This window comes from Calothrix rhizosoleniae SC01 (genome assembly GCF_900185595.1).
Lineage (GTDB): Bacteria > Cyanobacteriota > Cyanobacteriia > Cyanobacteriales > Nostocaceae > Calothrix_A > Calothrix_A rhizosoleniae.
This window is the reverse complement of the sequence record NZ_FYBH01000332.1, coordinates 1-11,807: the sequence shown is the minus strand read 5'-3', so window position 1 is coordinate 11,807 and position 11,807 is coordinate 1. Positions and strand designations below refer to the sequence as shown.

Annotated in this window: 12 protein-coding genes and 1 other RNA gene; 10 read left to right on the top strand and 3 right to left on the bottom strand. The window is 41.4% G+C overall.

Annotated features, from left to right (window positions below; all coding sequences use genetic code 11):
- From CALSC_RS20345 to CALSC_RS20335, 3 genes are all read right to left on the bottom strand, one after another.
- Positions 1-779: hypothetical protein (locus CALSC_RS20345; RefSeq protein WP_143288320.1), on the bottom strand; the 779-nt coding region annotated here is incomplete at its 3' end.
- A gap of 304 nt (positions 780-1,083) precedes the next feature.
- Positions 1,084-1,788 (bottom strand): hypothetical protein, encoded by a 705-nt coding sequence (locus tag CALSC_RS20340; RefSeq protein ID WP_088243097.1) that lies wholly within the window; start codon positions 1,786-1,788, stop codon positions 1,084-1,086.
- Between the two features lie 40 nt (positions 1,789-1,828).
- On the bottom strand, positions 1,829-3,043 hold the full coding sequence (locus CALSC_RS20335) for an RNA-guided endonuclease InsQ/TnpB family protein (protein ID WP_088243099.1): 1,215 nt from the start codon (positions 3,041-3,043) through the stop codon (positions 1,829-1,831).
- A gap of 476 nt (positions 3,044-3,519) precedes the next feature.
- Between CALSC_RS20335 and CALSC_RS20330 the strand changes: the two genes are divergently transcribed.
- The 10 genes from CALSC_RS20330 (at position 3,520) to CALSC_RS20280 (ending at position 11,759) form a co-directional block, all read left to right on the top strand.
- Complete coding sequence (locus CALSC_RS20330; protein WP_088243096.1) at positions 3,520-3,960, top strand: ATP synthase subunit I; 441 nt, start codon at positions 3,520-3,522, stop codon at positions 3,958-3,960.
- A gap of 57 nt (positions 3,961-4,017) precedes the next feature.
- Positions 4,018-4,773 carry a F0F1 ATP synthase subunit A gene (gene atpB, locus CALSC_RS20325; RefSeq protein ID WP_200817698.1) on the top strand — a complete coding sequence of 252 codons (756 nt, stop codon included), beginning with the start codon at positions 4,018-4,020 and terminating at the stop codon, positions 4,771-4,773.
- A 103-nt stretch (positions 4,774-4,876) separates the two neighbouring features.
- The gene (gene atpE, locus CALSC_RS20320; protein ID WP_008233924.1) at positions 4,877-5,122 is read left to right on the top strand and encodes an ATP synthase F0 subunit C; all 246 of its coding nucleotides are present in this window, start codon (positions 4,877-4,879) and stop codon (positions 5,120-5,122) included.
- A 240-nt stretch (positions 5,123-5,362) separates the two neighbouring features.
- Entirely contained in the window at positions 5,363-5,794 is a 432-nt protein-coding gene (locus CALSC_RS20315; protein ID WP_088243095.1) for a F0F1 ATP synthase subunit B', read from the top strand.
- Positions 5,795-5,940: 146 nt separating this feature from the next.
- Entirely contained in the window at positions 5,941-6,471 is a 531-nt protein-coding gene (locus CALSC_RS20310; RefSeq protein ID WP_088243094.1) for a F0F1 ATP synthase subunit B, read from the top strand.
- Positions 6,472-6,473: 2 nt separating this feature from the next.
- A complete protein-coding gene (atpH, locus tag CALSC_RS20305; RefSeq protein WP_088243093.1) occupies positions 6,474-7,028 on the top strand; it encodes an ATP synthase F1 subunit delta in 555 nt (184 codons plus the stop codon).
- Between the two features lie 162 nt (positions 7,029-7,190).
- Positions 7,191-8,711, top strand: coding sequence for a F0F1 ATP synthase subunit alpha (atpA, locus tag CALSC_RS20300; protein ID WP_088243092.1), 1,521 nt, complete (start codon positions 7,191-7,193; stop codon positions 8,709-8,711).
- 219 nt (positions 8,712-8,930) lie between these two features.
- Entirely contained in the window at positions 8,931-9,878 is a 948-nt protein-coding gene (locus tag CALSC_RS20295; RefSeq protein ID WP_088243091.1) for a F0F1 ATP synthase subunit gamma, read from the top strand.
- A gap of 367 nt (positions 9,879-10,245) precedes the next feature.
- Positions 10,246-10,643, top strand: a transfer-messenger RNA (tmRNA) gene (gene ssrA / locus CALSC_RS20285).
- Between the two features lie 153 nt (positions 10,644-10,796).
- Complete coding sequence (locus CALSC_RS20280) at positions 10,797-11,759, top strand: aldo/keto reductase (protein ID WP_088243090.1); 963 nt, start codon at positions 10,797-10,799, stop codon at positions 11,757-11,759.
- Positions 11,760-11,807 lie beyond the last annotated feature (48 nt).

The window sequence follows — 11,807 nt, the reverse complement described above, 5'->3', positions numbered from 1 at the left end:
CTTAGTTGTTGGAGATGTTGAACAATCCCTTCTAAACGTGCTGCATCTAATTGCTCAATATCCAGCTCTAGCTTAACCGTGCGTCTTGCTTCAGCATAGGTATTTCTGGAATAACCCACAGATTTTTCTAAATCTTGAATTTTCAACTGTTGTGCTGCTAAATTCGCTAAATTCCCATTGATATTAGCTAGGAACTTAGTTTCAGTAATTTTACGAATAATCGGGTTATGCTTGATCTCTAAAGCGAAATTTTCCTGTACTAGCTCAAACAAAACTGCCTTGACTTTATCAGCGTAGCATTTAGGTACAGAAACATCTTGCAAAGCTTCAGCTATGAGCTTTTCTCTAACCAAATTAATACTTGCTTCTACAGGCTGAGTGTCTGGGTTTAAAATTAATACAATGTCATCTATAGATTTCAAGGGATTTTCAACATCTATATTTCGCTGCACCAACTTTAATTCTTTAACCAGTTGTTTGAGCTTTTGGTCTAGCCATTGCAATTCACTTTGGTGCTCTCGCGGATAAATTAATGTTCCCCGATATCTTTGTATTGAAGCAGACCCCATCAATTCTTGATGACATTCCCTGATAATTATTTGCAGTGCTGACAAAAAGCAAACTCTGAGTGATTTTTCTAACTCTTGACTAGCATCATGTTCCTTTAGTTTCAGACGCTTCAATACATCTTCAACATTGGGAACAACCAGCATTTCATCTACCCTATTAGTAAAAATTCCTACCAAAATAGGCATTAAAATTGAGTTAAATATTTCCATACTCTATTTTCTTACACATTTTTTCAATAAAAATCAGAAAACAGACACAAGTAGAGATATTTTGGTAATTAATGATTAATCAATATCATAAATACACTAATTATGTATAAATACGTAGGCTAGACAACTATTTAAATAATTTTTTCATAAAAATTTACATGTTTTATACATTATAAATATTCGTACATGAATAGCCTTATTGGTGTAACAATCCTTCATGTCCTGCTCACCCTTGTATAAATCTGCCGCAATCATTTTTCAAATTGGTATAACTTCTGGCATATCAAGATAATTCCCCAATTACCTATAAAAATTGACCAAAGCACCAACCAGAAACTAAACCAAATGCAGTTACTCCACCAAAAATTGCTAGGGTTTGGTTTTTACTGAAACCTTTTTCCTCCATTTGCATCCAAGAAATTGCTCCTAAACCACTACCCACTATCCCCAGCACAAAGCTGAAACCTAAATTAGCAGAACTACCAAACAGGAGAAAAACATAAAACAAAGCGAAACTGACAATTAATCCTCCTACCCACAGAGAATCTTTCACACTTTTACCCAATCCAAAGCCGATAAACCACAGATCCGTAAATATTGCTAAAGTTGGTACGCCTATCATAATCATTAAGAGGAAACCACCCATTCCAGATAGAGCAGTCATTAAAGCCATAAAAATTGCCATAGAACCAGACACTGGTACAAACCAAGTCAAAGATTCTCTCACTACCCAACCCAGAGAACCAACCCAAGCCATTAACCAATAGATAAAACTTGCTTGCAAAGTCGCCAAGATTTGACCAAAGAAAATATACCCAAGTAAAAGCAAAGCCAAAGAAGGGAATGGTAGATATTGCCACATTTCCGACTCTGTTAGGGGCTTTTTGGGAATCATCGGTAAACTGGAATCTTCAGCTTCTGACTCAGAAATTACATTGGCTGGCAATTCCTCTTGTATTTCTAACTCAGCCTCAGTTTCTACATCTTCCTGATTTTGTAAATGCAGCAACTGCCATTTTTCTTGACACTCCCACGGTTACGCTAGGCGATCAACCGTGGGATTCTTTCGTCATAGGGAAACTAGTGTTTTTACCCTCAGAAAGCATCTTCACCGTATGTCCTACGGCTGCAAGCCCTCTTATGAGAACTACTTGACTAGCGGCTACATCTCTATCGGTTATGTAGCCGCAATTGTTGCATTTATGAACACGCTCTGCTAATGTCTTGTTACCTGTTTCGTGTAGGCAATTAGGACATATTTGGCTTGTCTTTCGTGGGTCTACTTTCTGGAAATAGACACCACGTTTAAAACAAGTTTGTTCAAGGATGTTGAAAAATTGACCAAAACCCGCATCTAGGCAATGTTTACCCAACATTCCACGGGATAGACCAACCAAATTTAAATTCTCGACAAATATCATCCCTACACCCTCACATAACTGATGTGAAAGTTTTCTATGCCAATCCTTACGACGGTTAGCAACGTATTCATGTAATTTTGCAACTTTCTGTTGTGCTCTTAACCAATTGTTTGAGCCTTTGCGTTTTCTACTAACACGCTGTTGTAGCAATTTCAGCTTACGTGAACCATCAACAAAAAACCTCGGACGCTTGATTAAAAGACCGTTAGAAGCTGCAACCATTGAGGTTAAACCTACATCAATTCCCAAAGCATTACCGTGTGGCATGGGTTGAGGTACATTTACATCCCACTGCAACGTTATCATTGCGTACCACCCAGAGACGCGCTTAACAATTCTCACTTGCTTAACTTTTGCATCTTCTGGTATTGGTCGGGACTTCCTGAACCCAACCACGCCAATCACAGGCAATTTAATTTTATTGCCCATGACTGGGTTATTTTTGAACTGAGGAAAAACAAAACTCCGCATCCGACCACGCTTTTTAAATCTGGGAAATCCAAAATTCCTTTCCCACATATTTGTGAAAGCAGTCTCAACCCGTTTTAAAGTTTGTTGCAAAACTTGGGACTGAACCTGCTTCAGATGTGGATATTGCTTTTTAGCATCAGTCAATGCCTTGGCTTGACTATTATATGTAGGTCGTTGAGTATCAGCAGGAATTATATACTGACTTTTGATAGAGCATGAAGTTACATCACATGCACGGGACTTAAACCAATCCTTACGCTCACCCAAAGCATAGTTATATACTTGGCGGTTTGTTTCTAACCACTCGTTAAATATTTCTTTTTGTTCAGCAGTAGGTTTTAGTTTAAATTCATAGGTGAGTGTAAATGTCATTATCATCACCTCCCACCACATTATACGACGTATTTAACTATCATTAGAACAAAAGTTAAATACACTGGGTTTAAAAGCGCATTGCGCCACATCCCACGGCTAAAACCGATGGGTTTTGCACTAAATTCTATAAATTCAATGACAAGGGGACAAACTAAGGGGTAGAATGTTTCTGTAAGAGGCTATCTCTAGTCCCTTATCTCTACAAACTAATCACCTAACAGCACGGCTCAACACATCGTCTCTTACCTGTTGCCCGTGAAATTACTTATTCAATTTATTGGTGTTATCCTCGTAAAATCCTTACTAGATAAGCTTCTACCCCAGCATCTGCCAGAAGCTTTGTTCCACCTTGCCATATCCAAAGGTAACAATAAGTTAATTGTTTATTTCTAAAGTATTGTTACCCAATCGTGATATGATTCAACTGACTGAATGCACAGTCAACACAACTAGTTAAGCTGGTTTCAAGTCCCGTGAGCTTGTCAGACGAATCATTAGATCCCACGCCGACAACAAGACAAGATGCTCAGTCTGGTTTTGAGGGCACAGAACCAGTTGGTTCAATGGAGGATTTTTATCAACTCTCCCAGCAGTTGTTGATATTAACCCTTGTGATTACAGGAATATTTTTTATTTCTGTATGGATTTTCTACTCACTCAATGTTGCCTTGAATTATTTAATTGGGGCTTGTGTGGGTGTGTTTTATCTCAAAATGCTGGCAAAAGATGTTGAGCGGCTGGGTGATGAAAAAAAGCGGTTGAGCAAAACCCGTTTTGCTCTATTCATTGGGTTAATTGTGTTTGCGACCCAATGGCATCAGCTGCAAGTTTTACCCATATTTTTGGGATTTTTAACTTATAAAGCGACGCTCATAGTCTACACGCTGCAAACGGTTTTTATGTCTGATTCTTGATGAATTCAGATGCACAAAGAAAATCCTCCAATCCTCGTTGTATGAGGAAACTGCCGCATGGAAATGCTTAGTTTCTTAAATGCCTTAAACTCTTTTACCCTTGCTGAATTAGAAGTAGGCGATCACTTCTATTGGCAATTGGGCAACCTCAAAATACATGGGCAGGTTTTTCTCACCTCCTGGTTTGTAATTGCCATTTTAGTGATAGCTTCATTAGCTGCTACTCGTAATATCCAGAAAGTTCCTAGTGGAATACAGAACTTAATGGAATACGCCCTGGAATTTATTCGGGATTTGACGAAAAATCAGATTGGAGAGAAAGAATACCGTCCTTGGGTGCCTTTTATTGGCACATTATTCTTGTTTATCTTCGTATCCAATTGGTCTGGTGCTCTAGTTCCTTGGAGATTAATCAAATTACCTGCGGGTGAGTTGGCTGCTCCAACCAATGACATCAATACGACAGTAGCACTGGCGTTACTGACCTCTTTGGCTTATTTTTATGCGGGCTTTAGGAAGCGCGGTTTGGGCTACTTTAAAAAGTATATAGAACCAACCCCTATACTACTGCCGATCGCAATTCTAGAAGATTTCACCAAGCCCCTTTCCCTCAGCTTCCGTCTATTCGGTAACATTCTGGCGGACGAATTAGTTGTAGCGGTTTTGGTGCTTTTAGTTCCTCTGTTTGTACCTTTGCCGGTTATGGCTCTAGGTTTATTTACCAGCGCCATCCAAGCCTTAGTATTTGCCACTCTAGCTGCGGCTTATATTCATGAGGCGATGGAGGGTCATGGTGAAGAAGAACATGAGTGACATAAAAAAGTGCCTCATTTGATGTAACTTTAGATTTGGGATTAAAAACCTCAAGTCTGAAAATCCAAATAGTCGATTTTGTACTCAAGGTAAGGAAAATAAAATGGATCCATTAGTTTCTGCTGCTTCAGTTTTAGCCGCCGCACTGGCAATTGGTTTAGCTGCAATTGGACCTGGTATTGGTCAAGGTAACGCTGCAGGTCAAGCAGTAGAAGGTATTGCCCGTCAGCCAGAAGCAGAAGGGAAAATTCGTGGTACTTTGCTGTTAACTCTGGCGTTCATGGAATCCCTAACCATTTACGGTCTGGTTATTGCTCTAGTACTGTTATTTGCTAACCCCTTTTCTTAAGCTCCCATAGCTTTGCCTGAGTTTAGAGACGTTGAATTCAACGTCTCTAACATTGGCAAGGTATAGCAAAACTCAAGAAGTAAAATACTTGCTGTAAATTAGTTTTGCTGCTTGAGAATGTTCTAGTAATTTTTGCTATTGCTAGATATTTATTGGTTTTGTTCTCATACTTTGGAGTGATGAGACAGAAAGAATTATAAAAATTTGGATGATATTGCTTGCCATCCAAAAAGGAGACGAATGTTTGATTTTAATGCTACTTTGCCCTTAATGGCATTGCAGTTCCTACTGTTGGCAGCTTTATTGAATGCCATTTTCTATAAGCCACTAACTAAGGCACTAGATGATCGGGATAATTATGTCCGTGATAATCAGCTCGGTGCTACCGAACGTTTGGCTCAAGCGGAGAGATTAACTAAAGAATACGAGCAGCAGTTAGCAGACGCTCGTCGTCAATCTCAAGCAATTATAGCTGCGGCTCAGGCAGAAGCGCAGAAAATTACTGCATCAAGAATTGCCGAAGCACAACAGGAAGCCCAGGCACAAAGAGAACAAGCTTCCCGAGAGATAGAAGAACAAAAGCAACAAGCTTTAAGTTCTTTAGAGCAACAAGTAGATGCCCTCAGTCGGCAAATACTAGACAAACTTTTGGGACCAAGTTTAGCTAGATAGATTAATTCCTAAATCATCAGTAAATGAAGGTTCCAAAGAAAATACGCGCAGCAGGGCGTGAGTCCGATGGCGCTAAATGAGTGTCAAATGGCACTTTTTCCCTTGGGGAAAATCACAGCATTAGCAAGGGAGCAGCGCAGTTGTAGATGAGTATTATGGGAACCGTCTTATTACTTGCCACAGAATCCGAAGGTGGTTTCGGGCTAAATTTCGATATTCTAGAAACCAATATTGTTAATTTAGCAATTCTGCTAGGCATATTATTTTACTTTGGGCAGAAGGTATTAACGAATACCTTGAGTGAACGAAGCTCAAATATTGAAAAGACCATTGTGGAAGCTGAAACTAAGGCAAAAGAAGCAGCGATCGCTTTGTCTGAAGTGCAGCAGAAATTAACTCAAGCCCAAGCAGAGGCACAGAGAATTATCCAAACGGCAGAAAATAATGCTAAAGCCAGTCGAGAAGCGATTTTGGCTCAAGCAACAGAGGACGTACAGCGTTTGCAAGAAACAGCCGCTAGGGATTTGGATACAGAAAGAGATAGAGCGATCGCCCAATTACGGCAACAAGTAGTGGCAATGTCACTACAAAAAGTGGAGTCTGAATTGCAAGCAGGAGTTGCAGAAGACACCCAACAAAAACTAATAGATAGCAGCATTGCGCTACTGGGAGGCTAGGGATGACAAGTAATGTAGCACTGGCTGAAATAGCCCAACCCTATGCCCAAGCTTTGATGTCTGTAGCAGAATCCAACAACATCACAGAGCAGATTGGCGAAGATGTACGTGGTTTGTTGAACTTGCTCCAAGAAAGCAACCAGTTGCGTAATTTTATTGATAACCCCTTTGTTGAGGCTGATGACAAAAAGGCGGTAATTGGTAGAGTTTTGGGAGAAGGAGCGAATCCCTATCTCCGCAACTTTTTAATGATACTAGTCGATAGACGGCGGATTTCTTTTTTAGCAGATGTTTGTCAACAGTATCTAGTACTATTGCGCCAGTTGACTCAAACCGTACTAGCAGAAGTGACTTCTGCTGTACCCTTAAGTGAATCCCAACAGCAAACAATTAAAGAAAAGGTCATAGCAATGACCAGTGCTCGTCAAGTGGAACTGGAAGCCACAATTGATAGTGACATCATCGGTGGTGTAATTATCAAAGTTGGTTCTCAAGTCATTGATGCCAGTTTGCGGGGTCAGTTGCGCCGCCTTTCTTTGCGCTTAAGCAGTTCTTAAGAGAATTTTGGGTTTTGGATTTTTCCGCCAGCTTTAAGTTACATGGCATGATTTCGGATACAGAGAATCTTAAACCAATGGCAAGTTCTCTGCAATCTAAAATCTAAAATCTAAAATCTAAAATTCATAAATTCTTCCGTCTCCAAAAATAAACATAGACTCATGAGTATTTCAATTAGACCTGACGAAATTAGCAGCATTATTCAACAACAAATCGAGCAATACGACCAAGAAGTCAAAGTTGCTAACGTTGGTACCGTCCTCCAAGTAGGTGACGGTATTGCCCGGATTTATGGTCTAGACAAGGCTATGGCTGGGGAACTATTGAATTTTGAAGATGGTACCGTTGGTATTGCCCTGAACTTAGAAGAAGATAACGTGGGTGCGGTACTGATGGGCGATGGTCGCCAAATTCAAGAAGGTAGCTCCGTAACCGCCACTGGTAAAATTGCTCAAATACCCGTGGGAGAAGCCGTAATTGGAAGAGTTGTAGATGCATTGGGTCGTCCCGTTGACGGTAAGGGAGATATCAAGACTACAGACACTCGATTGATTGAGTCTATGGCTCCTGGGATTATTGCCCGTCGCTCCGTACACGAACCCATGCAAACCGGGATTACCGCTATTGACGCGATGATTCCCGTGGGTAGAGGTCAGCGAGAATTAATTATTGGTGACCGTCAAACCGGAAAAACTGCGATCGCCATTGACACAATCATCAACCAAAAAGAAGAAGATGTAGTTTGTGTTTATGTCGCTGTGGGACAAAAATCATCTACCGTAGCCAACGTCGTTCAAACATTACAAGACAAAGGGGCGATGGACTACACCATCGTTGTCGCCGCTAACGCCAGTGACCCCGCCACCTTGCAATATCTGGCTCCTTATACCGGTGCAGCTATGGCTGAGCACTTTATGTACAACGGCAAAGCTACCTTGGTAATTTATGATGACCTTTCCAAGCAAGCTGCTGCTTACCGACAAATGTCCTTGCTACTTCGTCGTCCACCCGGTCGTGAAGCTTATCCTGGAGATGTATTCTATCTCCACTCTCGCCTATTAGAACGTGCCGCTAAATTGAGTGATGAATTGGGTAAAGGCAGTATGACTGCCCTACCAATTATTGAAACCCAAGCTGGTGACGTATCCGCCTATATTCCTACCAACGTAATTTCCATTACCGACGGTCAGATTTTCTTATCTTCCGACCTATTTAACGCAGGTATTCGTCCCGCCATCAACCCTGGTATTTCCGTATCTAGGGTAGGTTCAGCAGCACAAACCAAGGCAATGAAAAAAGTTGCTGGTAAACTGAAACTGGAATTGGCTCAGTTTGACGAATTACAAGCTTTTGCCCAATTTGCTTCTGACTTAGATAAAGCTACCCAAGACCAATTGGCAAGGGGTGCGCGGCTGCGTGAATTACTGAAGCAGCCCCAAAACTCTCCACTTTCTGTATACGAGCAAGTAGCTATCCTCTACGCAGGTTTGAATGGCTACTTAGATGAAGTACCAGTAGAGAAAATTACTGACTTCGCTACCGGTTTCCGGGACTACTTGAAGACTGGTAAGCCTGAGTACACCCAAGGAGTACAAACCAGTAAAGTACTGGGTGAATCAGAAGAAACTGCATTGAAAGATGCAATTAACGAGTACAAGAAAACCTTCTTGGCAACAGCGTAGCAATATTTTAGATTTTGTGGAAAGTTGAGTCAGTTAGGTCTTGGGGTCTCACGCCACTCCGCACAAGTCGGGGAACCCGCCCATGCAGGTGGCTCCGCAAGCAGAGGAATTGACGTTTCGGTGTGGGAAAAACCCCCTACCCAACTTTCCAAACATGATTTTGGATTAACTCCAAAATTCCAAATCTAAAATCTAAAATCTAAAATCTAAAATCAGATTATGGCAAATCTCAAAGCAATACGCGATCGTATTAAGTCAGTTAAGAACACCAAAAAAATTACAGAAGCCATGCGCCTAGTGGCGGCAGCTAGGGTACGTCGCGCCCAAGAACAGGTAACATCTACCCGTCCTTTTGCTGATCGCTTAGCACAAGTACTATATGGCTTGCAAACCCGCCTGCGTTTTGAAGATGCAAATTTACCTCTATTGAAAAAACGCGAAGTTAAGTCCGTAGGCATATTAGTTGTTTCCGGCGATCGGGGTTTGTGTGGTGGTTATAATAATAACGTCATCAAACGCGCCGAGATGCGGGCTAAGGAACTAAAGGCACAAGGGCTTGATTTCAAATTCGTAATTGTTGGACGTAAGGCACTCCAGTACTTCCAGCGTCGTGAATACCCCATTGATGCCAGCTACTTTGGTTTAGAGCAAATTCCTACTGCTGCCGAAGCAAACAAAATTGCTGACGAACTACTGTCTTTGTTCCTCTCAGAAAGTGTGGATCGGATAGAGTTAATTTATACCCGATTTATTTCCTTGGTTAGTTCCAACCCCGTGGTACAAACCTTACTACCCTTAGACCCCCAGGGTTTAGAAGCCCAAGACGATGAAATATTCCGGCTGACAACCCGTGGTGGTGAATTTCAGGTAGAAAGGCAGAAGGTCAGCACAGATGTGCGCCCCTTGTCTCGGGATATGATTTTTGAACAAGACCCAGTACAAATACTGGATTCGTTGTTGCCTTTGTATCTTAGTAATCAATTATTGAGAGCATTGCAAGAAGCTGCGGCTAGTGAATTAGCTGCAAGGATGACAGCCATGAGTAACGCCAGCGATAACGCAGCTCAACTGATTGGTACCTTGACATTGAGTTACAATAAAGCTCGGCAAGCCGCAATTACCCAAGAAATTCTTGAGGTTGTGGGTGGAGCTGAAGCACTTAACTAAAACTCAATTGCTAACTGTGACATCCTCCCACACCAAATCAGAGATTATGGTGTGGGCTTCCCAAAAAGTATACTAAAAATACTCGATAATAGAACCATAACCTAGCTGCGCGACACAAAAAGACACGCTACTTCGCAGGTAAAATTAGGCAGCAAAGGCGAGGCGATCACGTCACCAACAATTCTCCATCAATAATTTCATAACGAATCCATTCGTTATCAGGTAGCGCAGCCACATCTTGAATTGTCCAACGAGCTCTGTCCGTACTCTGGCTCATGACAGTTAAAGGTAAAAGTGTAATATTCCGTTGCCATCTTGTAACACATTTTTGTCCTAGAGAGCTATAATATAGATAGAAGAACATCATGGGTCCGTAACGGTTTCGACAGGTTGGCGAAATCTACCTTATGATTCAGGTCGAGAGTGAGTCTCCTCTCGCAAATCAAAGACTCAAAAAAAAAGTAAATGCGAACAACATCGTATCTTTCGCTCGTAAGCCCGTTGCAGCAATTGCATAGGTAAAAACACCTCTCTTAGGTTCGAGCCTCCCTAGTCTGACTCCGTTAAGGACTTCGGAGCAACCCCCAACGGATGCGCTAAATTAGTTACCTCTGGTTGACTAATTGGCAAAGAAATCACCAGAGCATCCTAGCGTTCGGGATAATGAACGTTCCCCGTTCCGAGGGTAAAAGGAACTAAGCCTGTGAACGAATGAGGAGTCAATACCCAGTCTGGACAGCAGTTCGACTCTGCTCGGATCCACTAATAATTTTTCATAAATCCACTTGACATTTGTGCGTTGAGTGGATTCTATTTTTAAGTAATAAGTAATAAGTAATAAGTAATAAATTTACTGCTCATGAGTTTGGTGCTATCGCTAAAATATTAACAGTAGCAATTTCGCCTTGGGAATCAAATATGACAGGCAAGAGGACGCGACGTAATTTCTTAACTACAACAGTTGCGATCGCCGGTGGTATTATCGGATGTAAAACCGGACAAAAAAATACTACTAGTAATGCTGCACCCCCTAGTTCCATGCCAGAAAAAATTTTAGGGAATACGGGTGTAAAAGTTCCCATATTTGGCTTGGGTGGTGCTGGAAGAACGCCCCTATCTTGGGATAAAGAAAAAGATGCTGTAGTAATAATTGAAAAAGCTCTAGAATTGGGTATTCGCTACTTTGATACTGCGGCTAGTTATGGACCCAGTGAAGATTATTTCGGTAAAGTATTACCACCCCACCGTGCCCAATTATTCTTAGCCAGTAAGACTGACAAACGAGACAGGGATGGTGCTTGGCGAGAGTTAGAACGTAGCCTTAAGCGTTTGAAAACAGACTACCTTGATTTGTGGCAATTGCATCACGTTTCTTTTAATCAGGAATTAGATACCATCTTTAGTGCTTCTGGCGCGATTAAAGCAATGGAAGAGGCAATACAGCAAAAAATTATCCGCTTTACAGGTATTACCGGACACCATGAGCCAAAAGTAATTGCTGAAGGTTTGCGTCGCTACCCTTTTCATACCACCCTCATTCCCGTAAATGCAGCAGATAAATATCATCCTCGTCCATTTCTTCCTGTAGTTCTTCCAGTTGCTCGGCAAAAAGATGTGGGTGTGATTGCCATGAAAGTCCCTGCTTATGGACGTTTATTTAAGCCAGGAGGATTAACAGGGATGGAGCAAGCTTTAGGATATAGCATGTCTCAACCAGGGGTTCACTGCTGTGTAGTGGCGGCTGAGAATGTAAAACAATTAGAAGGTAATGTGAAAGTTGCGCAAGCATTTCAACAACTTAGTACTAAGGAATTGGCAAAAATAGAACAGCGCGTTGCTGGTATTTGGCAAGATAGTACATTCTTCCGTGCTTGGACATAGTTATCAAGATTGACGAAAATATTCACGTTGTACCATTTTGAAATAAAA